The organism is Streptomyces sp. NPDC016459 (assembly GCF_040632845.1).
Lineage (GTDB): Bacteria > Actinomycetota > Actinomycetes > Streptomycetales > Streptomycetaceae > Streptomyces.
Genome location: NZ_JBEYCR010000002.1, coordinates 221562 through 246635, shown reverse-complemented (window position 1 = coordinate 246635; position 25074 = coordinate 221562). Strand labels below are relative to the sequence as shown.

General features: G+C 71.4%; 22 protein-coding genes. 11 read left to right on the top strand and 11 right to left on the bottom strand.

The window, feature by feature from the left end; translation table 11 throughout:
• Positions 1-65 precede the first annotated feature (65 nt).
• Positions 66-1976, bottom strand: coding sequence for a protein kinase (locus ABZ567_RS06775; RefSeq protein ID WP_360786491.1), 1911 nt, complete (start codon positions 1974-1976; stop codon positions 66-68).
• Between the two features lie 857 nt (positions 1977-2833).
• A complete protein-coding gene (locus tag ABZ567_RS06770) occupies positions 2834-4540 on the bottom strand; it encodes a glycerol-3-phosphate dehydrogenase/oxidase (RefSeq protein WP_360785415.1) in 1707 nt (568 codons plus the stop codon).
• A gap of 299 nt (positions 4541-4839) precedes the next feature.
• Here ABZ567_RS06770 and ABZ567_RS06765 point away from each other — a divergent pair, with 299 nt between their 5' ends.
• The gene (locus ABZ567_RS06765) at positions 4840-6081 is read left to right on the top strand and encodes a nucleotide sugar dehydrogenase (RefSeq protein ID WP_360785413.1); all 1242 of its coding nucleotides are present in this window, start codon (positions 4840-4842) and stop codon (positions 6079-6081) included.
• 125 nt (positions 6082-6206) lie between these two features.
• Here the strand turns inward: ABZ567_RS06765 and ABZ567_RS06760 are convergent, their stop codons facing one another.
• The 4 genes from ABZ567_RS06760 to ABZ567_RS06745 all read right to left on the bottom strand — a co-directional run bounded on the left by ABZ567_RS06760 (position 6207) and on the right by ABZ567_RS06745 (position 10538).
• On the bottom strand, positions 6207-7331 hold the full coding sequence (locus tag ABZ567_RS06760) for a GuaB3 family IMP dehydrogenase-related protein (RefSeq protein ID WP_360785411.1): 1125 nt from the start codon (positions 7329-7331) through the stop codon (positions 6207-6209).
• A 106-nt stretch (positions 7332-7437) separates the two neighbouring features.
• Positions 7438-8940, bottom strand: a complete 1503-nt coding sequence (gene guaB, locus ABZ567_RS06755) for an IMP dehydrogenase (protein WP_360785409.1) — start codon at positions 8938-8940, stop codon at positions 7438-7440.
• A gap of 140 nt (positions 8941-9080) precedes the next feature.
• Positions 9081-9683 carry a sigma-70 family RNA polymerase sigma factor gene (locus ABZ567_RS06750; protein WP_360785408.1) on the bottom strand — a complete coding sequence of 201 codons (603 nt, stop codon included), beginning with the start codon at positions 9681-9683 and terminating at the stop codon, positions 9081-9083.
• Positions 9684-9926: 243 nt separating this feature from the next.
• The gene (locus ABZ567_RS06745; protein WP_003948568.1) at positions 9927-10538 is read right to left on the bottom strand and encodes a response regulator transcription factor; all 612 of its coding nucleotides are present in this window, start codon (positions 10536-10538) and stop codon (positions 9927-9929) included.
• 434 nt (positions 10539-10972) lie between these two features.
• Between ABZ567_RS06745 and ABZ567_RS06740 the strand changes: the two genes are divergently transcribed.
• Positions 10973-11356, top strand: a complete 384-nt coding sequence (locus ABZ567_RS06740; RefSeq protein ID WP_360785406.1) for a WhiB family transcriptional regulator — start codon at positions 10973-10975, stop codon at positions 11354-11356.
• Between the two features lie 77 nt (positions 11357-11433).
• Here ABZ567_RS06740 and ABZ567_RS06735 read toward each other — a convergent pair whose 3' ends face one another.
• Positions 11434-12327, bottom strand: a complete 894-nt coding sequence (locus tag ABZ567_RS06735; RefSeq protein ID WP_360785405.1) for a LysR family transcriptional regulator — start codon at positions 12325-12327, stop codon at positions 11434-11436.
• Between the two features lie 80 nt (positions 12328-12407).
• Between ABZ567_RS06735 and ABZ567_RS06730 the strand changes: the two genes are divergently transcribed.
• The 8 genes from ABZ567_RS06730 (at position 12408) to ABZ567_RS06695 (ending at position 20210) form a co-directional block, all read left to right on the top strand.
• The gene (locus tag ABZ567_RS06730; RefSeq protein WP_360785404.1) at positions 12408-13091 is read left to right on the top strand and encodes an MOSC domain-containing protein; all 684 of its coding nucleotides are present in this window, start codon (positions 12408-12410) and stop codon (positions 13089-13091) included.
• Between the two features lie 20 nt (positions 13092-13111).
• Positions 13112-13885: an SDR family oxidoreductase gene (locus tag ABZ567_RS06725; RefSeq protein ID WP_360785402.1), complete on the top strand. Its 774-nt coding sequence runs from the start codon at positions 13112-13114 to the stop codon at positions 13883-13885.
• 250 nt (positions 13886-14135) lie between these two features.
• The gene (locus ABZ567_RS06720) at positions 14136-15233 is read left to right on the top strand and encodes a LacI family DNA-binding transcriptional regulator (RefSeq protein WP_360785400.1); all 1098 of its coding nucleotides are present in this window, start codon (positions 14136-14138) and stop codon (positions 15231-15233) included.
• Positions 15234-15332: 99 nt separating this feature from the next.
• Positions 15333-16646 (top strand): sugar ABC transporter substrate-binding protein, encoded by a 1314-nt coding sequence (locus tag ABZ567_RS06715; protein WP_360785399.1) that lies wholly within the window; start codon positions 15333-15335, stop codon positions 16644-16646.
• 4 nt (positions 16647-16650) lie between these two features.
• The gene (locus ABZ567_RS06710; RefSeq protein ID WP_360785397.1) at positions 16651-17538 is read left to right on the top strand and encodes a sugar ABC transporter permease; all 888 of its coding nucleotides are present in this window, start codon (positions 16651-16653) and stop codon (positions 17536-17538) included.
• A complete protein-coding gene (locus ABZ567_RS06705; RefSeq protein WP_360785395.1) occupies positions 17535-18389 on the top strand; it encodes a carbohydrate ABC transporter permease in 855 nt (284 codons plus the stop codon). The genes ABZ567_RS06710 and ABZ567_RS06705 overlap by 4 nt, the downstream gene beginning before the upstream one ends.
• A 17-nt stretch (positions 18390-18406) precedes the next feature.
• Positions 18407-19429, top strand: coding sequence for a hydroxyacid dehydrogenase (locus tag ABZ567_RS06700; protein ID WP_360785394.1), 1023 nt, complete (start codon positions 18407-18409; stop codon positions 19427-19429).
• Positions 19430-19511: 82 nt separating this feature from the next.
• On the top strand, positions 19512-20210 hold the full coding sequence (locus ABZ567_RS06695) for an ester cyclase (protein ID WP_360785393.1): 699 nt from the start codon (positions 19512-19514) through the stop codon (positions 20208-20210).
• Positions 20211-20330: 120 nt separating this feature from the next.
• Here ABZ567_RS06695 and groL read toward each other — a convergent pair whose 3' ends face one another.
• From groL to ABZ567_RS06675, 4 genes are all read right to left on the bottom strand, one after another.
• Positions 20331-21953 (bottom strand): chaperonin GroEL, encoded by a 1623-nt coding sequence (gene groL / locus ABZ567_RS06690; protein ID WP_360785392.1) that lies wholly within the window; start codon positions 21951-21953, stop codon positions 20331-20333.
• Positions 21954-22083: 130 nt separating this feature from the next.
• Positions 22084-22392, bottom strand: coding sequence for a co-chaperone GroES (gene groES, locus ABZ567_RS06685; protein WP_073810087.1), 309 nt, complete (start codon positions 22390-22392; stop codon positions 22084-22086).
• 222 nt (positions 22393-22614) lie between these two features.
• Positions 22615-22836, bottom strand: coding sequence for a hypothetical protein (locus tag ABZ567_RS06680; RefSeq protein WP_360785390.1), 222 nt, complete (start codon positions 22834-22836; stop codon positions 22615-22617).
• A complete protein-coding gene (locus ABZ567_RS06675; RefSeq protein ID WP_360785389.1) occupies positions 22833-23753 on the bottom strand; it encodes a polysaccharide deacetylase family protein in 921 nt (306 codons plus the stop codon). Before ABZ567_RS06675 ends, ABZ567_RS06680 begins: the two co-directional genes overlap by 4 nt.
• 130 nt (positions 23754-23883) lie before the next feature.
• Here ABZ567_RS06675 and ABZ567_RS06670 point away from each other — a divergent pair, with 130 nt between their 5' ends.
• On the top strand, positions 23884-25071 hold the full coding sequence (locus tag ABZ567_RS06670; RefSeq protein WP_360785387.1) for a class I SAM-dependent methyltransferase: 1188 nt from the start codon (positions 23884-23886) through the stop codon (positions 25069-25071).
• Positions 25072-25074: the final 3 nt, after the last annotated feature.

Sequence of the window (25074 nt, the reverse complement as noted above, 5' to 3'; positions counted from 1 at the left end):
ACCGCGCAGTTAACGGTTCTTTTCGGCTGCGAACGGTCCTCGAACTCTCACGATACGTGCGCCGGTCAGTCCTTGGGGCTGAACGTGGCGAACGCCGTCTCCCGCAGCGTCCGGCACTCCGCACCATTCCACTCCTCCGCCTTGCAGCTGATCATGATGGAGTAGCCGTGCTTGGCGTCCACCTTGAAGCCGCGGTTGAGCACATGGACGCGCATGCCCTGCTGGACGCGCTCGAACTCCCAGTCGGCGACGGTCGGGTAGCCCTTGTACGAGACCGTCCTGATGCCGACGTGCTTGTAGCCCTTGCTGGTGGCGGAGACACCTATCTTGCCCAGCTCCCAGGCGGCCGCGGCGTCGTCCTTCGGGCTGGCGTTGAAGTCGACCTGGACGCGCGGGAAGCCTCCGCTCTCGCTGAATATCCCGCCGCCGCTGTAGCCCGGTATGGCGCGCACCGTGAAGGTCGACGGCATCGCCATGGAGAAGTGCCAGCGCTCGTTGGTGACGAGGCTGTAGCCCGCGGGGAGCTGCGCGCCCGTGCCTCCGCCGGGCTTGCCGGACGGCGTGACGCCGTTGCCGTTCGACCCTCCGGTGGAACCCGTCGCGCCGTTGGTCCCCGTGGATCCCGTGGCGCCGTTGTCTCCGGGCTGCGCGCCGCCCTGCTGGCCGGGGCCGCCGGGCGTCTGGCCCTTGCCACCGTCGGAGCCGCCGGATCCGCCGGAGGCGTCACCGCCGGCCGAGGCGCCGGCCGAAGCCGTGGTTCCGCCGGTCTCCTTGCCCTGGTTGTTCTCGTCCCCGCCACCGCTGAGGGAGACCGCGAAGATCGTTCCGAGCAGGGCGATGACGACGACGGCGGCGATGATCACCAGCGTGCGGCGCGGTACGACATCGGTCAGCGGAGCGCGGGCCGCGACCGGGCGGCCCCCTCCGCGCCGTGCGGGGTCGCCCGCACTCGTACGCGCACCGGCGCCCGTCCTCGACCGCGCACCCGCCGCGGGATCGGCCTTCACGGAGGCCGCCGCGTTGCGCACGGACTTCAGGGCGCCCCGCATCCGGTCGGCGGCCGCGTCGGGCGCGCCGCCCCGGTCGGCGGCCGGGACCACCGGCGTCCGCTCGGGACGCGGCGGCAGCGGTACGACCATGGTGGCCTCGGGGGAGGTCTCGGGCGTCGCCACCGTGGGCGCGTCGAGCACGGCACGCAGCAGGACGCGCGCGCCGGCGTCGTCGAGCCGCTGCGCCGGGTCCTTGGCGAGGAGACCGTAGATGACCTTCTCGAGCTCGGGTCCGGCGTTCTTCGGCGGGTCGACCGACTCGGTCATCACCGCCGTGAGGGTGGCGATGGCGGAGCCCTTGTCGTACGGCGGGCTGCCCTCGACCGCCGCGTACAGGAGCCCGCCGAGCGACCACATGTCGGCCGCGGGGCCGGGCTTGTGGCCGCGGGCGCGCTCCGGCGAGATGTACGAGGGGGCGCCGACGAGCATGCCGGTGGAGGTGATCGAGGGGTCACCCTCCACCTGGGCGATGCCGAAGTCGGTGAGGACGACCCGGCCGTCATCGGCGATCAGGACGTTGGACGGCTTCACGTCGCGGTGCAGGATGCCCTCGCGGTGTGCCGAACGCAGCACGTCGAGGATGGCCAGGCCGACCTCGGCGGCGCGCAGGGGCGTGAGCGTGCCGTCCTCGCGGACGGCGTCCGCGAGGGACTTGCCCTCGATCAGCTCCATGACGATCCACGGGCGGTCGTCCTCGTCGACGACGTCGTACACGGTCACGGCGCCGTTGTTGCGGATCCGGGCGATGGCCTTCGCCTCGCGCAGGGTCCGGGTGATGAGGCGGCGCTTCTCGTCCTCGTCGATGCTGGTGGGGAAGCGGAGTTCCTTCACGGCGACGGTACGGCCGAGGGTCTCGTCGACCGCGCGCCACACGGTGCCCATGCCGCCGCGTCCGAGGACCACGCCGAGGCGGTAACGGCCCGCCAGGAGGCGGCCCTCTCCGGCCGGGGCCTTGCGCGGCCTGTCGCCGCCGGCGCCGCGCGCGGTGCCCGGCGCCGGCCGGCGGCCGCTCTCGCCGTCACCGTCGCCCGCGCCGAACCCGGCGCGTCCGGTCGACGGCTCGGTCCCGCGCAGCCTCCCCGCCGCACCGGTGTCCTCGCCCCGGCTCCCGCCCGAACCCGCCGCGCCGTCAGACGACACGCCGTCAGAGCCCGCGCCGTCAGCCGCGCCCGTCGAACCGCCCGCACCGACCGAACCGGCCGAACCACCCGAACCGACCGAGCCACCCGAGCCGCCCGCACCAGCCGGACGACCCGCGTCACCCGAACCGCCCGAGGCACCCGAACCAGCCGGACCGCCCGAACCAGCCGCACCGCCCACGCCGCCCGAACCGTCCGAGCCCGCAGCTCCCACAGCGTCCTCCGAACCCCGCGCGCCCTGCGCCTCGCCAGTGCCTGCCGTGTTGCCGGTGCCCGCCGGGTTGCCGGCCTCGCCCGCACCCCGCCTGACCTGCGGGTCCTTCGCGTCCCGCACCGTGTCCCGCACCGGTTCACGCGCGGCCGGGACCGCTCCTCGGTCGCCCTCGGTGGCGGCCCCCGCGGCGGCGTCCCGCCCGGGGTCCTTCGCCTTGTCCCGCGACTGCTCCGCCTCCGACATGCGTCCCCTCTGCGATCCCTGATCTCCGCCGCGTCTGCCGCTTTCCGCCCGATGCGGTAACCCGCCCTGGAAGAGAGGCCATTGTCCCTCACCTCGGGACGGGCGGCGCCCCCGGGTCCGTACTCCGGGATTGACGACGCCCCCGCACGCCCCCAGGTTCCCACCCGACGCGTGCGCCCGAGGTCCTGTCAGATCGGCACGATGTCCGGCGCCCCGAGCCGGGCGGCGTCCGCCGTCAGGTCGTCGGGCTGCCGCTGCGACTCCCGCTCCGCCTCGACCCGCTTCCGGTAGTGCTCGACCTCCTTCTCGATCTGGTGCTCGTCCCAGTCGAGGACCGGGCCCATGAGCTCCGCGCACTCGCGGGCGCTGAGCGTGCCGCGGTCGAAGGTCTCGATGGAGATCCGGGTCCGCCGGGTCAGGACGTCGTCGAGGTGGCGCGCGCCCTCGTGCGAGGCCGCGTAGACGATTTCTGCGCGCAGGTAGTCGTCGGCTGCCGCTAGCGGCTCGCCGAGTGCCGGGTCCTCGGCGATCAGGTCGAGGATCTCCTCCGTCATGGAGCCGTAGCGGTTGAGGAGATGCTCGACCCGGACGACATGGAGGCCGGTCCGCGCGGCGATCCTGGCCCGCGCGTTCCACAGGGCCCGGTACCCCTCGGCGCCGAGCAACGGGGTGTCCTCGGTGACGCAGGGGGCGACACGCTGATCGAGGGCGTGCACCGCCTCGTCGACGGCGTCCTTGGCCATGACGCGGTACGTCGTGTACTTGCCGCCGGCCACCACGACCAGGCCGGGGACCGGGTGGGCGACGGTGTGTTCGCGCGAGAGCTTGCTCGTGGCGTCCGACTCGCCGGCGAGCAGGGGCCGCAGGCCCGCGTAGACGCCTTCGACGTCGTCGCGGGTGAGCGGGGTGCCGAGCACCGTGTTCACATGCTCCAGGAGGTAGTCGATGTCCGCGCTGGACGCGGCCGGGTGGGCCTTGTCGAGGTCCCATTCGGTGTCGGTGGTGCCGACGATCCAGTGACGGCCCCATGGGATCACGAAGAGCACGGACTTCTCGGTGCGCAGGATGAGGCCGGTGGTGGAGTGGATGCGGTCCTTGGGGACGACGAGGTGGATGCCCTTGGAGGCGCGGACGTGGAACTGGCCGCGCTCCCCGATGAGGGCCTGGGTGTCGTCGGTCCACACGCCGGTGGCGTTGACGATCTGGCGGGCGCGGATCTCGTACGCCACGCCGGCCTCGACGTCCTGGACGCGGGCGCCGACGACCCGCTCCCCCTCGCGCAGGAAGCCGGTGACACGGGCCCTGCTCGCGGCCAGGGCGCCGTAGGAGGCCGCGGTGCGGACGAGGGTGGTGACGAAGCGCGCGTCGTCCATCTGGGCGTCGTAGTACTGGAGGGCGCCGACCAGGGCGTCCTTCTTGAGGCAGGGGGCGACCCGCAGGGCGCCGCTTCGGGAGAGGTGCCGGTGGACGGGGAGCCCCCGGCCGTGGCCCGAGGAGAGGGACATCGCGTCGTACAGCGCGACGCCGGAGCCCGCGTAGAACCGCTCCCAGCCCTTGTGCTGGAGCGGGTAGAGGAACGGGACCGGCTTCACCAGATGGGGCGCGAGCCGCCCCAGGAGCAGGCCGCGCTCCTTGAGGGCCTCCCTGACCAGGGCGAAGTCCAGCATCTCCAGGTAGCGCAGGCCGCCGTGGATGAGTTTGCTCGACCGGCTCGACGTGCCGGAGGCCCAGTCGCGCGCCTCGACGAGGCCGGTGGAGAGGCCTCTCGTGACGGCGTCGAGTGCCGTCCCCGCGCCGACCACTCCGGCGCCGACGACCAGTACGTCCAGCTCGCGCTCCGCCATCGCCGCCAGCGCTTCGGCGCGCTCTGCGGGTCCCAGTGTCGCTGTCCTCATGGCTGCCGCCTCCCGTCGTCCCCCGTCTGTCCCGCACACGCCGTACGCACACCAGCCCCGCGCACACGTGCCGCGAACCGGGCCCGTGTGGTCCGGCTCACAGCTCGATTCTGTCCCGCCCCCGCGACTTCAGCCACCGCCTCACGGCCGACCTGTGGATAACACTCGGCGACCTTCGACCGCACAATGCCGCATATCGGTCATATTTACGCCTAGTCTGACATTGCGCTCGACCCGTTCTGTCCACCGGGCTTGCGCCTCGCGTCCCCTCCGGCTACTGGGAAGGACGGCCCACCCCCATGCCCGCTGATCTCGCCGTCATCGGCCTCGGCCACCACGGACTCCCCCTCGCCCAGGCCGCCACCGCCGCAGGCATCGGCACCATCGGCTACGACACCGACCCACGCCCCGTCGCCGAGCTCACCGCAGGCCGCTCCCCCGTCGACGGCTCGCTCACCGTCCCCGAGATCCGTCGGATGCTCTCCGGCGGCTTCCGGCCGACCGCCGACCCCACCGAGCTCGGCCGGGTCCGCACCGCCGTCCTCTGCGCGCCGACCCCCCTCGGCCCCGACCGCGCGCTCGACCTCACCGCCGTCACCGACTCCGCGCGCGTGCTCGCGGCGCGGCTGCGCCCCCACACCACCGTCCTCCTCGAGTCGCCGGTCCCGCCAGGGACCACCGAAGGCCTGCTCCGCGACCTCCTGGAAACGGGCTCGGGCCTGCGTGCAGGACGCGACTTCCACCTCGCGTACTCCCCCGGCCGCCTCGACCCCGGCAGCCGTACCCACGGCTTCGCCGGCACCCCCAAGGTCATCGGCGGCCTCACCCCGGCCTGCACCGAATCCGCGGCCGCCTTCTACGGCCGGCTCACCGACAAGGTGGTACGCGCGCGTGGCCCCCGGGAGGCGGAGACGGTCAAGCTCCTGGAGACCAACTTCCGGCACGTCAACATCGCCCTGGTCAACGAGATGTCGGTGCTCTGCCACGAACTCGGCGTCGACCTGTGGGACGTCATCCGCTGCGCCGAGACCAAACCCTTCGGCTTCCAGGCCTTCCGGCCGGGCCCGGGCGTCGGCGGCCACGGTGCCCCCGTCGACACCGTAGGAGCGCACCGCCCGCTCCGCCTCGTCGAACTCGCCGGCCAGGTCAACGAACGCATGCCGCGGTACGTCGTCCAGCGCGCCGCCACCCTGCTCAACGAGCACGGCAAGTCGGCCCGCGGTGCCCGGATCCTCCTCCTGGGCATCACGTACAAGCCGGACCTGTCCGACCGCCAGGGCTCCCCCGCCGACGAGATCGCCCGCCGCCTCATGGACCTGGGCGCGGCCGTCAGCTACCACGACCCGCTCGTCCCCGACTGGCGCGTCCGCGACCTGCCCGTCCCCCGCGCCGACTCCCTCTACGAGGCCGCCGCCCACGCCGACCTGACGGTCCTGCTCCAGCACCACCGCACCTACGACCTCCAGGGCCTCTCGGTCAAGGCCCAACTCCTGCTCGACACCAGAGGAGCCACCCCGGCCGGCGCGGCCCACCGCCTCTGAGCAGGTGAGGAGCACGTGAGGACCACGCGAGGACCACGCGAGAGCCCGCGCAAAGTGCCGGATAGCGCACGAAAGGGGCCCCGCACCACGGTCGGTGCGGGGCCCCTTCGCGTAAGGGACGGGTGTCAGCGCTTGTGCTGGGCGTCCGCGACCGTGACCTCGACGCGCTGGAACTCCTTGAGCTCGCTGTAGCCCGTCGTCGCCATCGAGCGGCGCAGGGCGCCGAAGAAGTTCATCGAGCCGTCCGGGATGTGCGACGGGCCGGCGAGGATCTCCTCGGTGGTGCCGACGATGCCCAGGTCGACCAGCTTGCCGCGCGGCACGTCCTCGTGGACGGCCTCCATGCCCCAGTGGTGGCCCTTGCCGGGCGCGTCCGTGGCGCGGGCCAGCGGGGAGCCGATCATGACCGAGTCGGCGCCGCAGGCGATGGCCTTCGGCAGGTCGCCGGACCAGCCGACACCACCGTCGGCGATGACGTGCACGTACCGGCCGCCGGACTCGTCCATGTAGTCACGGCGGGCCGCGGCCACGTCGGCGACCGCGGTCGCCATCGGGACCTGGATGCCGAGCACGTTGCGCGTGGTGTGCGCCGCGCCGCCGCCGAAGCCGACGAGGACACCCGCCGCGCCGGTGCGCATCAGGTGCAGGGCCGCGGTGTAGGTGGCGCAGCCGCCGACGATGACCGGGACGTCGAGCTCGTAGATGAACTGCTTCAGGTTCAGCGGCTCGGCCGCGCCCGAGACGTGCTCGGCGGAGACCGTCGTACCGCGGATGACGAAGATGTCCACACCGGCGTCGACGACGGCCTTCGAGAACTGCGCGGTGCGCTGCGGGGAGAGCGCGGCGGCGGTGACGACACCGGAGTCGCGCACCTCCTTGATGCGCTGCCCGATCAGCTCTTCCTTGATCGGGGCCGCGTAGATCTCCTGCAGACGGCGGGTCGCGGTCGCCTCGTCCATCTCGGCGATCTCGTCCAGCAGCGGCTGCGGGTCCTCGTACCGGGTCCAGAGGCCCTCCAGGTTGAGGACGCCCAGGCCGCCCAGCTCGCCGATGCGGATGGCCGTCTGCGGCGAGACGATCGAATCCATCGGCGCGGCCAGGAACGGCAGCTCGAACCGGTAGGCGTCGATCTGCCAGGCGATCGAGACCTCCTTCGGGTCCCGGGTGCGCCGGCTCGGGACGATGGCGATGTCGTCGAACGCGTACGCCCTGCGGCCGCGCTTGCCGCGCCCGATCTCGATCTCAGTCACGATGTGTGGCCTTTCCCTCTACGTCTGCGCCTACCAGTATCCCCGACACAAGCGTGGGGGGCGGTTCCGGCCACATGCCGGAACCGCCCCCACGCGTCGCGCTGTGTTACTTCCTGCTGTAGTTCGGCGCCTCGACCGTCATCTGGATGTCGTGCGGGTGGCTCTCCTTGAGACCCGCCGAGGTGATGCGGACGAAGCGGCCGTTCGCCTGGAGCTCCGGAACCGTGCGGCCGCCGACGTAGAACATCGACTGGCGCAGACCGCCCACCAGCTGGTGGACGACGGCCGAGAGCGGGCCGCGGTAGGGCACCTGGCCCTCGATGCCCTCGGGCACGAGCTTCTCGTCGGAGGCCACGCCCTCCTGGAAGTAGCGGTCCTTGGAGAAGGAGCGCTGCTCGCCACGGGACTGCATGGCGCCGAGCGAGCCCATGCCGCGGTACGACTTGAACTGCTTGCCGTTGATGAACTGCAGCTCGCCCGGGGACTCCTCGCAGCCCGCGAGCAGCGAGCCGAGCATCACCGTGTCGGCACCGGCGACCAGTGCTTTCGCGATGTCGCCGGAGTACTGCAGACCGCCGTCGCCGATGACCGGGACGCCCGCCGCCCTGGCGGCGAGGGAGGCCTCGTAGATCGCGGTGACCTGCGGGACGCCGATGCCGGCGACCACGCGGGTGGTGCAGATGGAGCCGGGGCCCACGCCGACCTTGATGCCGTCGACACCGGCGTCGATCAGCGCCTGGGCGCCGTCGCGGGTGGCGATGTTGCCGCCGATGACGTCGACCGAGGAGTTCGACTTGATCTTGGCGACCATCTCGCCGACCAGACGGGAGTGGCCGTGGGCGGTGTCGACGACGATGAAGTCGACGCCCGCCTCGATCAGGGCCTGGGCACGCTCGAACGCGTCACCGGCGACACCGACGGCCGCGCCGACGAGCAGGCGGCCTTCCTTGTCCTTGGCGGCGTTCGGGTACTTCTCGGCCTTGACGAAGTCCTTGACCGTGATGAGGCCCTTGAGGATGCCGGTGTCGTCGACCAGCGGCAGCTTCTCGATCTTGTGGCGGCGGAGCAGCTCCATGGCGTCCACGCCGGAGATGCCGACCTTGCCGGTGACCAGCGGCATCGGGGTCATGACCTCGCGCACCTGGCGGCTGCGGTCCGACTCGAAGGCCATGTCCCGGTTGGTGACGATGCCGAGGAGCTTGCCGGCCTGGTCGGTGACCGGGACGCCGCTGATGCGGAACTTGGCGCAGATCGCGTCGGCCTCGCCCAGCGTCGCGTCCGGGTGGACCGTGATCGGGTCGGTGACCATGCCGGACTCGGAGCGCTTGACCAGGTCGACCTGGTTGGCCTGGTCGGCGATGGAGAGGTTGCGGTGCAGGACTCCGACACCGCCCTGTCGCGCCATGGCGATCGCCATGCGGGACTCGGTGACCTTGTCCATCGCGGCGGAGAGCAGCGGGATGTTCACCCGCACGTTCTTGGAGATGTACGAGGCGGTGTCGATCTGGTCGGGCGCCATGTCGGACGCGCCCGGCAGCAGCAGCACGTCGTCGTAGGTCAGCCCGAGTGTCGCGAATTTCTCGGGCACTCCGTCGACGTTGGCAGTCATGACACCTTCCCAAATGGCCTTGATCGGTGCGGGACGTCCATGCTAACGGGCCGAAGCGGTGTCTCATTCCACGAGCAAGATCAGCGGGAAGCTTTGGACGTTCGCACGTGTACGAAAGGGATGACGGGGCCCACCGAGGCTTACTGCTCGGCCAGCGCCCTGAGCCTGCTGAGCGCACGGTGCTGGGCGACCCGGACGGCACCGGGGGACATGCCGAGCATCTGCCCGGTCTCCTCGGCGGTGAGGCCGACCGCGACGCGGAGCACGAGCAGTTCGCGCTGGTTCTCCGGCAGGTTGGCGAGCAGCTTCTTGGCCCACTCGGCGTCGTCGCTCAGGAGCGCGCGCTCCTCGGGGCCGAGGGAGTCGTCGGGCCGCTCGGGCATCTCGTCGGAGGGGACGGCCGTGGACCCCGGGTGCCGCATGGCGGCCCGCTGGAGGTCGGCGACCTTGTGTCCCGCGATGGCGAAGACGAAGGCCTCGAAGGGCCTGCCCGTGTCCTTGTAGCGGGGCAGCGCCATGAGGACGGCGACGCAGACCTCCTGGGCCAGGTCCTCGACGAAGTGCCGGGCGTCGCCCGGCAGCCTGTTGAGACGGGTGCGGCAGTACCGCAGGGCGAGCGGGTGGACACGCGCGAGCAGGTCGTGCGTGGCCTGGGCGTCGCCGTCGACGGCACGGTGGACGAGCGCGCCGATCTCCCCGCGCCCGGAGGGCATGGGGGACACCGCGGTCTCGTCGTCGCGCATCGCTCCATGGTGCCCCGACGCTTTCGCGTTCGCGGCACCGCCTCCGTAGTTGTGCACCGAAGCGTTATGAGCAGGTGCGCCGGAACTCATCTCCCGCGCCCTCCCCTCCCGCTCGATCGACTCGTCCCCGAGGAACTCCACATCTCAAGGATGCGGCATACGGCGGGGAAGTGACACAAGCCCACCCCGTCCACCCCACGACGGACGCGGACGAGGACGGGGATATGGCCGGTGACCTGCGATTCAGCGGACCAGGCCCCAGCGGAATCCGAGGGCGACCGCGTGCGCCCGGTCCGAGGCGCCCAGCTTCTTGAAGAGACGTCGGGCATGGGTCTTGACGGTGTCCTCGGAGAGGAAGAGCTCGCGCCCGATCTCCGCGTTGGACCGGCCGTGGCTCATGCCTTCGAGGACCTGGATCTCGCGCGCGGTGAGGGTGGGCGCGGCGCCCATCTCGGCCGAACGGAGCCGCCGCGGGGCGAGCCGCCAGGTGGGGTCGGCCAGCGCCTGGGTGACGGTGGCCCGCAGTTCGGCGCGCGAGGCGTCCTTGTGGAGATAGCCACGGGCGCCGGCGGCGACCGCGAGGGCGACGCCGTCGAGGTCCTCGGCGACCGTGAGCATGATGATGCGGGCGCCGGGGTCCGCGGAGAGCAGCCGGCGGACGGTCTCCACGCCGCCCAGACCGGGCATGCGCACGTCCATCAGAATCAGGTCCGAGCGGTCCGCGCCCCAGCGGCGGAGGACTTCCTCGCCGTTGGCCGCGGTGGTCACGCGCTCGACGCCGGGCACGGTCGCGACCGCGCGGCGGAGCGCCTCTCGGGCAAGCGGGGAGTCGTCGCAGACGAGGACGGATGTCATGCGTGACCTCCGCGGCTCTCGCAGCTGTTGCGCGTCACCTTGAGCCTCCAGGGCTGTACGTAATCGTCACCTGTGCGATTGACGCTCTCGGACACCTGCCCGAGCGCTTGTTCCTTCAACCGCCTCCGCACACTCAACGACGGTCACTCGAAAGAGTTACGGGTCGGACGGCAGCCTTCGGCACTCTACGTGAGGGGCCGTGCGCGGAGGAGAGCGACGCGAGCCTTCTGTCCCTGATCGAGGCGGACTGCCCCATTTAGCGGGATTTCTTCCCTTTTCGCAGTGTCTGTGGCTAGATTCGCAATGAGTCATATTTACATCTACTTAGACAGTAGGTGTACCGACCCGGACCCGCGGGAACACGAGGAGCCCCGGGCATCAGCCATCCACCCGCCCACCTATCCGTTCGACACGGTTTCAAGGGGACTAGCGCAATGGCAGATTTCTCCCGCCTTCCCGGACCCAACGCCGATCTGTGGGACTGGCAACTCCTCGCGGCCTGCCGCGGGGTCGACAGCTCCCTGTTCTTCCACCCGGAGGGAGAGCGCGGCGCGGCACGGAGTGCGCGTGAGAACTCGGCGAAAGAGGTCTGCATGCGGTGCCCGGTACGCGCGGAGTGCGCGGCACACGCACTCGCCGTACGGGAGCCCTACGGCGTATGGGGCGGCCTCACCGAGGACGAACGCGAAGAGCTCATGGGACGCGCGCGCAATCGCCTGATCACCGCGGCGCCGACGACGGCGCCGGGCGCGTCCTCCGTGACATCCATGACGACATCGGCGTCGGCCGGGGGCCGGCCGATCGTGGAGCGTATGTGAAGGAACGTTTTTTCAGCTAGCCGAACAGAAGGGACGCGCCCACTTCGGACCGCGCTCACGCGCGCGTCGCGCGTTCCCTACGCGCGCGTGGCGGCGCGGCTCAGCTCGTCGAGCGTGGCGGCCACGGCCGGGACCATGGCGAGGTCGGGCAGCGTCAGGGCCACGATCTCCCGCTCCACGGCGGGCTCCACGGCCACGGTCCGCGCCCCCTTGGGCCGTACGGACTCGATGGCCAGCTCCGGCAGGACGGCCACGCCGAGGCCCGCGCCGACGAGGCCCACCACGGCCGGGTAGTCGTCGGTGGCGAAGTCGATACGAGGGGTGAAGCCCGCCTCCTCGCAGACGTCCACGAGCTGACGGCGGCAGCGCGGACAGCCCGCGATCCAGGACTCCTCCGCGAGTTCCGCGATGCCCACCGACTCCGCGTCGGCGAGCCGGTGCCCCTCGGGGACCAGGCCCACCAGACGGTCGGCGAGGATCGGCCGGACGACCAGGTCGTCCCATTCGGCCTGGCCGGCTCCGTACCGGAAGGCGAGGGCCACGTCGCAGTCGCCGTCGCGGAGCATCTCGATCGAGCGCGGCGGTTCGGCCTCGACGAGCGAGACACGGGTGCCGGGGTGCGCGGCCCGCAGGGCGGCGAGCGCGGTGGGGACGAGGGTGGAACTGCCGCTGGGGAAGGACACGAGACGGACCCGGCCGGCCCTGAGCCCGGCGATGGCGGCGACCTCCTCCTCGGCGGCGGTAAGGCCGGCGAGGATGCCGGAGGCGTGGCGGACGAGGGCCTCCCCGGCCTGGGTCAGGCGCGTCTCGCGGCCGGTGCGGATCAGCAGCGGCGTGCCGGCGGAGGCTTCGAGGGCCTTCATCTGCTGGCTGACGGCGGGCTGGGTGCAGCCGAGTTCGCGCGCGGCGGCCGAGAAGGAGCCGGTGGCGGCGACGGCGCGCAGGACGCGGAGATGGCGTGCCTCGATCATGCGTTCCAGCATAAGCGAGTCTTGGGTGAAGTCGCGCTTGTTCACCCATGACTTTGAGACGGTGCCCGTAAAGTGCCCACATGACCTTGCTGAGTGTGAATGTGGGCCGCGCCAGGACCGTGGACTACACCGAAGCCGCCTCCGGCCTCACCGCCATCGACAAGCGTCCGGTCGAGGGGCCCGTGCGGATCGAGTCCCCCGGTGCGCCCGGCGTCGGGAGGAGCGGGCTGGCCGGGGACACGGTCTGCGACCTGCGGTTCCACGGCGGCGACGACCGGGCGGCGTACGCCTTCGCCCGCGAGGACATGGACCTGTGGGAGCGGGAGCTCGGCCGGGAGCTCGCCAACGGCTCGTTCGGCGAGAACCTCACCACCCGGGACGTCGACGTGAACGGGGCGCTGATCGGTGAGCGCTGGCGGATCGGCGACGACGTCGTCCTGGAGGTCACGGGTGGCCGCATCCCCTGCCGTACGTTCGCGGGCTTCCTGCGGGAGAAGGGCTGGGTCCGGCGGTTCACGCGGTCACAGGCCGGTCCCGGCGCGCTGCTGCGGGTGATCGTGCCGGGCGAGATCCGCGCCGGCGACCCGGTCACGGTCGTCCACCGGCCCGAGCACGACATCACCGTCGCCCTGCTCCACCGGGCCGCGACCGCCGAACGGGCCCTGCTGCCCGGCACCTTGGTCGCCGCCGAATGGATGGAGTCGGGACTCCTCGATCTCGCACGTCAGTACGCGGACAAGTACGCCCGCGCGGAGGCGCCGTGAGGGGGCACTAACGTGCCCGTATGACGACTGCACTGATTACGGGCGCCACCGCGGGCATCGGCGCCGCCTTCGCACGGAGACTCGCGGCGGACGGTCACGACGTGGTGCTCGTGGCCCGGGACGTGAAGCGGCTCCGCGAGCAGGCGACGGAGCTGCACGACCGGCACGGCGTCGAGGCCGAGGTGCTCGCGGCGGACCTCTCCGAGGAGAAGGGCATCGCCGCCGTCGAGGCCCGGCTCTCGGACCCCAGGCAGCCGGTGGACCTGCTCGTGAACAACGCGGGCTTCGGCAACAAGGGCCGCTTCCTCGAAGTGTCCATGGCCGACGAGTTGACGATGCTCAGGGTGCACTGCGAGGCGGTGCTGCGGCTGACGTCGGCCGCAGCCGCCTCGATGAAGGCGCGAGGGCGGGGCGGGGTGGTGAACGTCGCCTCGGTGGCCGCCTTCGTACCCCGGGGCACGTACGGGGCGTCGAAGGCCTGGGTCGTGCAGTTCACCCAGGGCGCGGCGCGGGACCTCGCGGGCAGTGGGGTACGCCTGATGGCGCTCTGCCCCGGCTTCGTCAGGACCGAGTTCCACGAGCGGGCCGGGATGGGCACGGAGAACATCCCGGGCTGGATGTGGCTCGACGCGGACAAGCTGGTGACGGCGGCGCTGTCGGACCTGGCGCGGGGGAAGACCCTGTCGATCCCGGACCCCCGCTACAAGGCCCTGATGGGTGTGGTGAAGCTGGCGCCGCGCGGTCTGCTGGGCGGGGTCTCCTCGAAGGCGGGCCGCAAGTACGGCCCGAAGTGACCCCATGGACGGAGCCCGCGTCCAGCCCGTACATGGGGTCCCTCCCGGGGCGTCGAGGACGAGGTGGGCGCGTACCTCGGCGCGGCGGTGGGTGGGGGTGGCGGTGAGGACCCGGACGCCGGGGGCGGGTGCGGCCCCAGCACGTCAGGGGTTCGGGATCGAATGATCGAAATTCTCAGCTTTCGATCATTCGGGGTCGGATGTGAACTAGGGTCGGTACACCACGACCACCGCGAGGGGGAACTGCGCCGTGCGCGAGAGTGCTGCCGAACGACACGACCGACTGCTGGCCCTGGTGCGCGAGCGCGGCACCGCCCGCGTCGCCGACCTGGCCGAACGGCTCGGGGTCTCCCCCGTCACCGCCCGCCGCGACGTCGAACTCCTCTCCGGCCGGGGCCTCCTCGACCGGGTGCACGGCCAGGTGTCCTGGCCCCGGCGGCAGGGCGGCCCGACCCCAGGACGCCCCGCTGAGGGCCTGGTCATCGGCCTGCTCGCCCCCTCGGCCACGTACTACTTCGCCGAGGTCATCCGGGGGGCGCACGAGGCGGCCGCCCGCGCCGGCGCCCGGCTGGTGCTCCGCGTCTCGGACTACCGGCCGGAGGAGGACAGGGCCCGCACCGAGGGACTGCTCGCGGCCGGCGCGGAGGGGGTGCTCGTCGCCCCGGGCTGGCGGGGCCCCGAGGACCGTCTCGCGTACGGGGACTGGCTGGCCGAACTCCCCGTACCGGCCGTCCTCCTGGAGCGCCGGGCCGTACCGGGCAGCCCGCTCGACGGCCTGGACCGGGTGGTGTCCGACCACGGGCACGGCGTCCTGCTCGCCCTGCGCCACCTGCTCGCCCTCGGGCACGCGACGCCGCTGCTCGTGGCGCGCGGCGACTCCCCGACCGCCCTCGCGGTGCGCGCCGGATACGCCGAGGCGCTGAGCACGCTGGGCCTCGAGGAACCGCGGCCCGTCATCGACTCCGTACCGGCGGAAGCGGACCCGGAGGGCTTCGAGCGGGCCGTGCGGGCCCTGCACGAGGCGGTCGGCTCGGGCCTCGCGGGCGCGGCCCTGGTCCACAACGACGTGGACGCGATCGAGATCGTGCAGCGCCTCTCCGAGCTGGGCGTCCGGGTGCCGCAGGACCTGGCCCTGATCGCGTACGACGACGAGGTCGCCGCCCTCGCCGACACACCGCTGACGGCGGTCGCCCCGCCCAAGCGGCAGGTGGGCCGGCACGCCACCGAGCTGCTGGTGGAGCGGCTCACCGAGGGCGCCGACGAGGACGCGGCGCGGCGCCATCTGGGCCTGTTGCCGAGGCTGCTGGTGCGGGACTCCTGCGGGGCGCACTCCGCACCCTCCATGTGATCTATTTTCGATCAATCAATCTTTCGCTCTTGACTTCGGTCATGAACGGTCACAGGATCACGGCCACAACCTCCGCCGCCTGCCCTCAGGAGCCGTGCCGTGACCCGTAGTTGGAGCAGAACGTCCCGTGTCATAGCCGGCACCGTCACCGCCCTCGCCGTGCTCACGGCCTGCGGCGGCGGTGACGACACCACGAACAAGGCCGACGGGCCCGTGACCCTCACCTTCTGGGGCTGGGCCAAGGGCTCCAAGGACGTCGTCGACGCCTTCAACGCCTCCCACACCGACATCCAGGTGACGTTCGAGGAGATCCCCTCCGGCACCGCCGGCGGCTACGCCAAGATCTCCAACGCCGTGAAGGCCGGAAACGCCCCCGACCTCGTCTCCGTCGAGTACTCCTCACTCCCCGAGTTCGTCAGCTCCGGCGCCCTCCAGGACATCGGCGGCGAGTTCACCGAGGCCGACCGCGCCGCACTGCTCCCGCAGACCGTCGAACTCACCACCCTCGGCGGCAGGACCTGGGCCGTCCCCTTCGACGCCGCCCCGCAGGCCTTCTTCTACCGCAAGGACCTCTTCGCGAAGTACAAGGTCCAGGTCCCCACCACCTGGGACGCGTTCAAGAAGGCCGCCGAGCAGGTCAGGAAGGCCGACGCCAAGGCCCGTATCGCCACCTTCTTCCCCGACGACCCCACCACCTTCGAGGCCATGGCCTGGCAGGCCGGCGCCCAGTGGTTCAAGGCCGAGAACGACACCTGGAAGATCGACACCACCGACGCGGCCACCACGAAGGTCACCGCCTACTGGCAGGGCCTCCTCGACGCCGGACTCGTCCACAAGAACGCCTCCTTCAGCCCCGAGTGGACCGGCTCCCTCAAGAACGGCACCACCATCGGCTACCTCGGCGCCTCCTGGGGCGCGGGCGTCCTCAAGGGCACCCTGCCCGAGCAGGACGGCAAGTGGGCCGTCGCCCCCATGCCCAGCTGGGACGGCAAGCCCGCCAGCGGCATGCTCGGCGGCACATCCTTCGCCGTCACCAAGGACAGCGACAAGAAGGCGGCGGCCGTCACCTTCGCCGAGTGGATGTCCACCACAGAGGACGGCGTCAGGGCCCGGATCGCCTCCGGCACCTCCTCCGCGTTCCCGGCCGCCACCGCGCTGCGCCCCGTCGCCAAGAAGGCCTTCGACGCGAGCTACTACGGCGGCCAGGACATCTACGCCCTGTTCGAGGCCGCGGGCGCCTCCATCCGCCCCGACTGGGCCTGGGGTCCGACCACCGGCACCACCAACACCACGATCAAGGACCACTTCGGCAAGATCACCCAAGGCGGCCCCGGCATCGCCGACGCCGTCAAGGCCGGTCACGACGCCACCGTCGCCGAGCTCACCAAGCGCGGCCTGAAGGTCGAGGGCTGACCGCGTGGAGGCCCGCACCCGCGCCGCCACGATCCTGCTGACCCCCTTCTTCCTGCTGTTCACCGCGGTGATGGTGGTGCCGATCGGATACGCGGTCTGGCTCAGCCTCTTCACCGAGAAGCAGTCCGGACTGGGCTTCGGCGGCGCCGAGACCGTCTTCACCGGCCTCGACAACTACACCGCGGCGCTGGGTGACCGGGCCTTCCGCGAGGGCTTCGGCGTCCTGCTCGGCTACTGCCTGCTCTACATCCCGCTGCTGCTCACCGGGGCCCTCGGCCTCGCCCTCCTGCTCGACTCGGCACTCGCCCGCGCCCGCCGCTTCTTCCAGCTCGCGCTCTTCCTGCCGCACGCCGTCCCCGGCATCATCGCCGCCCTGATCTGGGTCTACCTCTACACGCCGCAACTCAGCCCGGTCGTCCAGGCGATGGAGGCCGGAGGCGTCGGCTTCGACTTCTTCTCCCCCGAAGGCGCCCTCCCCTCCGTCGTCAACATCGCCCTGTGGGAGTGGCTCGGCTACAACATGGTCATCTTCTACGCGGCCCTCCAGGCCATCGACCGGTCCGTCCTCGAAGCGGCCACCGTCGACGGGGCGGGCGCGTGGCGCATCGCGTTCTCCGTCAAGATCCCGCTGGTCAAGGCCTCCCTCGCGATGGTCGGCCTCTTCACGGTCATCGGTTCCCTCCAGCTCTTCACCGAGCCGCTGATCCTCAACAAGGGCACCGGCTCCGCCGTCACCTCCACCTGGACGCCGAACATGTACGCCTACACCGCGGCCTTCGACCGCAACGACTACGGACTCGCCGCGGCCGCCTCCGTACTCCTCGCCCTGACGGCGGCGCTGCTCTCCTTCGCCGTGACGCGGCTGACCGGCCGGAAGGGGAAGCGCGCGTGACCGAGCCGCGTACCCCCTCCGTCTGGCTCTCCCGGGCCGCCGTCAACGGCGCCCTTCTCCTCGGCGTCGTCTACATGCTCTTCCCGCTCGTCTGGCTGCTCACCGCCGCCACCAAGGACGCCGGCGGACTCCTCGCCGGAAACGCCTTCTCCTTCGAGGGCTTCGACCTGGACGGCAACCTCTCCCGGCTCGCCGAGCACGACGACGGCATCTACTTCCACTGGTACCTCAACAGCCTCCTCTACGCGGGGATCGGCGCCCTCGCCTGCTCGCTCGTCAGCGTCGCCGCCGGATACGCCTTCCACGTCTACGACTTCCGGGGCAAGGAGAAGCTCTTCGGCCTCGTCCTCGTCGGCGTGCTCGTCCCCACCACCGCGCTCGCCCTGCCGATGTACCTCCTGGCCAGCGAGGTCGGCGTCGTCAACACCTACGGGGCCGTCCTGATCCCCGTCCTCGTCAACCCCTTCGGCGTCTACCTGTCCCGGGTCTTCTGCGCCGGCTACATCCCCGACGAGGCCCTGGAGGCCGCCCGTATCGACGGGGCAGGCGAACTGCGCGTCTTCTGGTCCATCGGTCTGCGCATGGTGATGCCCGGCTTCGTGACCGTCTTCCTCTTCCAGTTCACCGCCGTCTGGAACAACTTCTTCCTCCCCCTGGTGATGCTGTCGGACCAGAAGCTCTACCCGCTGAGCCTCGGCCTGTACGCGTGGAACAGCAACGCCCACGCGGAACCCGGCTTCTACCCCCTCGTCGTCACCGGGTCGCTGCTCGCCGTCGTCCCCCTCGTCGTCGCCTTCGTCTCCCTCCAGCGCCACTGGAAGGCCGGTCTGACGGCCGGCAGCGTCAAGTGAGGAGCACAGGTACAACGATGCACCCGACCACTGACAACCGCCCCGCGCTGCTGCTCGCGATGGGCCCGGGCGTCGCCGAACGCCTCCTCACCGACGCCCACCGCACCCGCCTCGCGTCCCTCGCCCGCACCGACCCCGACCTGGTGGCCGCCGACCTGACCACCCCGGATCCCCGCGTCGCCGCCGCCCTCGCGGAGGCCGAGGTCCTCCTCACCTGCTGGGGAGCGACCCCGCTCACCGACGAGGTCCTCGACCGCGCGCCGCGCCTTCGGGCCGTCGTCCACGCCGCCGGCTCGGTCAAGCACCACATCACCGACGCCTGCTGGACCCGGGGCCTGCGCGTCACCTCGGCCGCCGCCGCCAACGCGCTGCCGGTCGCCGAGTACACGCTCGCCGCGATCCTCCTCGCCGGGAAACGGGTCCTCGGCTCGGCCCGGCGGTACGCGGAACTCCGCGCCGACCACGCCTGGCTCACCGAGTCCGCCGACTGGGGCAACTACCGCCGTACGGTCGGCGTGGTCGGCGCCTCCCGCATCGGCCGCAGGGTCATCGACCTCCTGCGCCCCTTCGACATCGACGTCCTGCTGTACGACCCGTACGTGGAGGTCCCGCCTCCCGGCGTGGAACTGGTGACGGACCTTCACGAGTTGTGCGCCCGCAGCTCGGTCGTCTCCGTCCACGCGCCCCAGCTCCCGTCCACGTACCGCATGATCGGCGCGCCCCAGCTCGCCGCGATGCCGGACGGAGCGACCCTCGTTAACACCTCCCGAGGCTCCCTGATCGACGAACAGGCCCTCCTCCCCCACCTCCTCACGGGCCGTCTCCACGCCACCCTGGACGTGACGGACCCGGAGCTCCCGCCCCCCGACTCCCCCCTCTACACCCTCCCGAACGTCCTCCTCACCCCCCACGTGGCGGGCTCCCTGGGCAACGAACTGCACCGGATGGCGGACCAGGCGATCGAGGAGGTGGCCCGGTACGCCCGCGGCGAACCCTTCGCCGAGGAGGTACGGGCGTCGGACCTCCAGCGGTCGGCGTAGGGGGGCGGGGCAGGCGTCTCCCCCTGCCCGCCGCGTGGACCCCCCCTAGACTGGAGAGATCCCACCTGGTTCGGGAGGCGTCATGAGCTTCGTGCAAATCATCGACTGCAGGACCAGCCGGGTCGACGACCTGAACCGCCTCATGGATCAGTGGGTCGATCAGACCAAGGGCAAGCGGACCGCCACCCACAGCATCGTCGGCAAGGACCGCTCGGACGCCTCTCACGTCGTGGAGATCGTCGAGTTCCCGTCGTACGACGTGGCCATGCGCAACTCGCAGCTCCCCGAGACCGACCGGATCTTCCGGGAGATGGTCGCGCTCTGCGACGAGATGCCGACCTTCACCGATCTGGACGTGGTGCGGGACGAGGCGCTGTACAAGTCCAGTGCCCGTCGCCTCCTGGAGATGATCGCCGGCGAGCCGGAGCTGGCGCTGCTCGACCAGGTGCTCGCGGAGGGGTACCACGACCACGATCCGACCGACGAGCAGGACGCCATCGGCATGGACGCGGTCCGGCGCGTGGTGGAGATGTGGCGGCAGGGCTTCGACTTCGCCTTCACCGTCGACGACCAGATCGCCGAGGGCGACCGGGTCTGCACCCGCTGGACCTGGAAGGGCAGTCACACCGGGGACTTCATGGGGCTGCAGCCCACCGGCATGGAGGTGGCCATGACCGGAACGGTCATCCACCGCTTCCGGGAGGACGGGAAGATCGCGGAGGGATGGTGGCAGTACGACCTGCTCGGCCTGATGGGGCAGCTCGGCGCCGTGGAGGCGTAGGAAGCCGTGGCGGCGTAGGCACGGGAGAAGGAGACACCGAGGCCCGGTGCCCCCGCGACGGGGGCACCGGGCCTCGGTGATCAGCTACGAGCCTCGGTGATCAGCGATCACCGGTCGGCCTCAGTGCGAGTGGCCGTGACCGTGGCCGTGGTCCGCCGGCTCCTCTTCCTTCTTCTCCACCACGAGGGTCTCGGTGGTGAGGAGGAGGGAGGCGATCGAGGCGGCGTTCTCCAGAGCGGAGCGCGTCACCTTCACCGGGTCGATGACGCCGGCCTTGACCAGGTCGCCGTACTCGCCGGTCGCGGCGTTGAAGCCCTGGCCCTTGTCGAGCTCCGCCACCTTCGAGGTGATGACGTAGCCCTCGAGGCCGGCGTTCTCGGCGATCCAGCGCAGCGGCTCGACGGCGGCGCGGCGGACGACCGCGACACCCGTGGCCTCGTCACCGGTCTTGCCGAGGTTGCCCTCGAGGACCTTGACGGCGTGGACGAGCGCGGAGCCACCACCGGAGACGATGCCCTCCTCGACCGCGGCGCGGGTCGCGGAGATGGCGTCCTCCAGACGGTGCTTCTTCTCCTTCAGCTCCACCTCGGTGGCGGCGCCGACCTTGATCACGCACACGCCGCCGGCCAGCTTCGCGAGGCGCTCCTGGAGCTTCTCGCGGTCCCAGTCGGAGTCCGTGGACTCGATCTCGGCCTTGATCTGGTTGACGCGGCCGTGCACGTCCTCCGACTTGCCGCCACCGTCGACGATGACGGTGTCGTCCTTGGTGATGGTCACGCGGCGGGCGGTGCCGAGCACGTCGAGACCGGCCTGGTCGAGCTTGAGGCCGACCTCCTCGGCGATGACGGTGGCACCGGTGAGGGTGGCCATGTCGCCGAGCATCGCCTTGCGGCGGTCGCCGAAGCCGGGGGCCTTGACGGCCACGGCGTTGAAGGTGCCACGGATCTTGTTCACGACCAGGGTCGACAGGGCCTCGCCCTCGACGTCCTCGGCGATGATCAGGAGCGGCTTGCTGGCGCCGGCCTGGATGACCTTCTCCAGGATGGGCAGCAGGTCCTGGATCGAGGAGATCTTGCCCTGGTTGATCAGGATGTACGGGTCGTCGAGGACGGCCTCCATACGCTCCTGGTCGGTGACCATGTACGGGGACAGGTAGCCCTTGTCGAAGGCCATGCCCTCGGTGAAGTCGAGCTCCAGGCCGAAGGTGTTGGACTCCTCGACGGTGATGACACCGTCCTTGCCGACCTTGTCCATCGCCTCGGCGATGAGCTCGCCGACCTGCTGGTCCTGCGCGGAGAGCGCGGCGACGGCGGCGATGTCGGACTTGTCCTCGATCGGGCGCGCGGTGGCGAGGAGCTCCTCGGAGACGGCCTTGACGGCGGCGTCGATGCCCTTCTTCAGGGCGGCCGGGGAGGCGCCGGCGGCGACGTTGCGCAGACCCTCGCGGACCAGGGCCTGGGCCAGCACGGTGGCGGTGGTGGTGCCGTCACCCGCGATGTCGTTGGTCTTGGTCGCCACCTCCTTCACCAGCTGGGCGCCGAGGTTCTCGAACGGGTCGTCGAGCTCGACCTCGCGGGCGATCGTGACACCGTCGTTGGTGATGGTGGGGGCGCCGAACTTCTTGTCGATGACGACGTTGCGGCCCCTGGGGCCGATCGTCACCTTCACCGTGTCGGCAAGCTTGTTGACGCCGCGCTCAAGGGCGCGACGGGCGTCCTCGTCGAACTTCAGGATCTTCGCCATGGAAGCGGTTCAGCCCTCTCGGAATAGGGTGGAACGAACCGCGCCCCGGGGCGCCTGGAAGGGGCCTCGGGGCGCAGCTCTGAGCATCTGGTTCAGTGCTCGTACGTCGGTACTTCGGTACTTCGGTGAATTACTTCTCGACGATCGCGAGCACGTCGCGAGCCGAGAGGACGAGGTACTCCTCGCCGTTGTACTTCACCTCGGTGCCGCCGTACTTGCTGTACAGCACGATGTCGCCGGTCTGGACGTCGAGCGGCAGGCGCTCGCCGTTCTCGAAGCGGCCCGGGCCCACGGCAAGGACGACGCCCTCCTGGGGCTTCTCCTTGGCGGTGTCCGGGATGACCAGGCCAGAGGCGGTGGTCTGCTCGGCGTCGAGCGGCTGGACCACGATGCGGTCCTCGAGCGGCTTGATGGCAACCTTGGAGCTGGTGGTCGTCACGATCCGACCTCCCCCTTCGGAGATAACGGGGTTGACTGTCTGAGGTGGCGACCAGGTGGATCCGTCGTCGCGGGTGCCGGACCTGCCCGTCGCTGTGTTGGCACTCTCCGGTGGGGAGTGCCAGAGCCGAGACTATGACCGCGGTTAGCACTCGGTCAAGCGGAGTGCCAGTGACGCGCGATGTGGCGCTTCGGATCCGGCACGGGAACGGCGCCCCTGACCTCAGGGTTCCGCACGCGAGTTCGAGACTCGGACCACCGTATCGCCGCGCTCCGCGACCGTCGTCGCGTCCCGCGTCTGCGCCGGTCCCACCCGTTCCGCCGCCTTCCGCCCGAGCCGTTCGAGCGGGTCCACGGCCGAGGCGCATCCGGTGGCGGCGAGGAGCGCACCGGCCAGCACCGCTCCGGCCACCGGCCGCCGCGTCCGGGACGGCGCCCGGCTCATACGTAGTCCTCCAGCTTGGCGACCGCGTACCCCTTGGCCGTGATCACGTTCATCACCCGGCGGATCATGTCGGGCATGGTCCCCTTCCAGTCGTCCTTGCCCCGGAAGTGGGTGAGCACGATGTCGCCGGGGTGCAGGTCCCGGTCCCACTCGCGCCACTCCATGTGGTCGGGGAACGCCTCGGACGCCCACAGCGGGACCGCCTTGACGCCGCAGGACTTGGCGGCGCGCAGGGTGTCCTCGTTGTAGTTGCCGTACGGCGGGCGGAAGAGCGGGGGCCGCTTGCCGAATCGTTTCTCGATGACGTCCTGCATGCCGCAGATCTCGCGCTTCTGCTGGCTGTACGACAGCCCCGGCAGGTACCGGTGGTTGAGGGTGTGGTTGTGCAGGGAGACGCCGCCCTCCTGGGACTTCTGCATCCGGGCGAAGTACCCGTAGTCGTCCTTGACGACGTAGTCGCTGATGAAGGCGCTGTAGGGGATCCGGAGCTCGTTCATCATCCGCAGCAGGGCGGGATCCTTCTCGGCGCCGTCGTCGATCGTCAGGAAGACGATCTTCTGTTTGGTCGGCACGGTGGTGAAGACGGGGGGCAGGCCTTCGCCCGCCGTCTCGAAGCCCTTGCGGGTGGTGATCCGCGGCTTCACGGCGGGCGGGGCGGGCGCGTCGAGCGGGGTGCGGGCGAGGCCCCACTTCCTCGCGGCGACCGCCCGGGCGGCACGCTGCGCGCGGACCTTCTCGACGTACGCCTCGATCGCGCCGGACGCCTTCTGCCCCTGGGCCTGCTGGCCGGCGGCGGGGGCGGGGGCGCCCTTGGCCTGCTCGGTGCCGTCCCCGCAGGCCGTGGCGGCGGAGGCGAGGGCGGCGACGACGAGGGCGGCCCCGAGCACCCGGGACGAACGGCGCACACCTTTTGTCATCATATTTTCCTTTTGTCGTACGAGTCGTATCGCGCCGCATCCTGTCAGCGCGGACGCCCGTTCCCGGCCACGACACCGCCGTACCGCACCCCGCGTCCCCCGGCCGGCCCACAGCGCCCCAGGGCCCACAATGGGACGGGTGACCGACCTCGCCTCCTTCGCCCCCCTGCTCGGCCCCGAGGGTCAGACCCTCCTCAGCGCCCTGCGCGACTACGACCCCGCCCGGGAACTGGCGGTCGCCTCCCGGCTGCGCCGCGACCACTCCGCGGAGCTGGTCACGGCGGCGATCGGGCAGGCACGGCTGCGGCAGCGGGCGGTCGCCAAGTTCGGCGCGGAGGACGCGTACCGGATGTACTTCACCCCGAACGGCGTCGAGCAGTCGACCCGCGCCTCGGTCGGCACCCACCGGGCGGCCCGGCTCAAGGCGCTCGGCGTCCGCAGCGTCGCCGACCTCTGCTCGGGGATCGGCGGCGACGCGATCGCCCTGGCCCGCGCCGGGATCTCCGTCCTCGCCGTCGACCGCGACCCGCTGACCGCCGAGGCCGCCCGCGCCAACGCCGAGGCGCTCGGCCTCGCGGAGCTGATCGAGGTGCGGTGCGCGGACGTCACCGACATCGACACCGCGCCCTACGACGCGGTCTTCGTCGACCCGGCGCGGCGCGGCGGCCGGGGCCGCGTCTTCGACCCGGAGGCGTACTCCCCGCCGCTGTCCTGGGCGGTCGAGGCGGCCCGCAGGGCCCCGCACGCGGCCCTGAAGGTGGCCCCGGGCATCCCGCACGAGGCGGTGCCCGAGGAGGCCGAGGCCGAGTGGATCTCGGACGGCGGGGACGTCAAGGAGGCGGTCCTCTGGTTCGGTACGGAGCCGGGCGCCCGCCGGGCCACCCTGCTGCCCTCGGGCGCGGCCCTCGCCGGCCGGGGCCTGCCCGACCCGGCGGTCCGCCCGGTCGGCCGCTACCTCTACGAGCCGGACGGCGCCGTCATCCGCGCGCACCTGGTCGCCGAGGTGGCGGAGGAGGTGGGCGGCGGCCTGATCGACGCGACCATCGCGTACGTCACGGCGGACGCGCTCGTCCCCACCCCGTACGCCGCCGCCTACGAGATCACCGACGAACTCCCGTTCAACCTGAAGAAGCTGAAGGCCCTGCTGCGGGAACGGGAGGTCGGCACCCTGACGGTGAAGAAGCGCGGCTCCGCGGTGGAGCCCGAGGAGATCCGCCGCAGGGTGAGGCCGAAGGGCCCTAACGCGGCGACGGTCCTGCTCACGAGGGTGGCCGGCGCCCCGACGATGCTGATCGGCCACCCGGCCGCCCGTCGGTGACCC

What these genes read in the sequence shown, in the direction of transcription:
- ABZ567_RS06770 (WP_360785415.1), bottom strand. Translation starts at nt 4,540, where the DNA reads ATGAGGACAGCGACACTGGGACCCGCAGAGCGCGCCGAAGCGCTGGCG.
- ABZ567_RS06765 (WP_360785413.1), top strand. Translation starts at nt 4,840, where the DNA reads ATGCCCGCTGATCTCGCCGTCATCGGCCTCGGCCACCACGGACTCCCC.
- guaB (WP_360785409.1), bottom strand. Translation starts at nt 8,940, where the DNA reads ATGACTGCCAACGTCGACGGAGTGCCCGAGAAATTCGCGACACTCGGG.
- ABZ567_RS06750 (WP_360785408.1), bottom strand. Translation starts at nt 9,683, where the DNA reads ATGCGCGACGACGAGACCGCGGTGTCCCCCATGCCCTCCGGGCGCGGG.
- ABZ567_RS06745 (WP_003948568.1), bottom strand. Translation starts at nt 10,538, where the DNA reads ATGACATCCGTCCTCGTCTGCGACGACTCCCCGCTTGCCCGAGAGGCG.
- ABZ567_RS06740 (WP_360785406.1), top strand. Translation starts at nt 10,973, where the DNA reads ATGGCAGATTTCTCCCGCCTTCCCGGACCCAACGCCGATCTGTGGGAC.
- ABZ567_RS06735 (WP_360785405.1), bottom strand. Translation starts at nt 12,327, where the DNA reads ATGATCGAGGCACGCCATCTCCGCGTCCTGCGCGCCGTCGCCGCCACC.
- ABZ567_RS06730 (WP_360785404.1), top strand. Translation starts at nt 12,408, where the DNA reads ATGACCTTGCTGAGTGTGAATGTGGGCCGCGCCAGGACCGTGGACTAC.
- ABZ567_RS06725 (WP_360785402.1), top strand. Translation starts at nt 13,112, where the DNA reads ATGACGACTGCACTGATTACGGGCGCCACCGCGGGCATCGGCGCCGCC.
- ABZ567_RS06700 (WP_360785394.1), top strand. Translation starts at nt 18,407, where the DNA reads ATGCACCCGACCACTGACAACCGCCCCGCGCTGCTGCTCGCGATGGGC.
- ABZ567_RS06695 (WP_360785393.1), top strand. Translation starts at nt 19,512, where the DNA reads ATGAGCTTCGTGCAAATCATCGACTGCAGGACCAGCCGGGTCGACGAC.
- groL (WP_360785392.1), bottom strand. Translation starts at nt 21,953, where the DNA reads ATGGCGAAGATCCTGAAGTTCGACGAGGACGCCCGTCGCGCCCTTGAG.
- ABZ567_RS06680 (WP_360785390.1), bottom strand. Translation starts at nt 22,836, where the DNA reads ATGAGCCGGGCGCCGTCCCGGACGCGGCGGCCGGTGGCCGGAGCGGTG.
- ABZ567_RS06675 (WP_360785389.1), bottom strand. Translation starts at nt 23,753, where the DNA reads ATGACAAAAGGTGTGCGCCGTTCGTCCCGGGTGCTCGGGGCCGCCCTC.
- ABZ567_RS06670 (WP_360785387.1), top strand. Translation starts at nt 23,884, where the DNA reads ATGGGACGGGTGACCGACCTCGCCTCCTTCGCCCCCCTGCTCGGCCCC.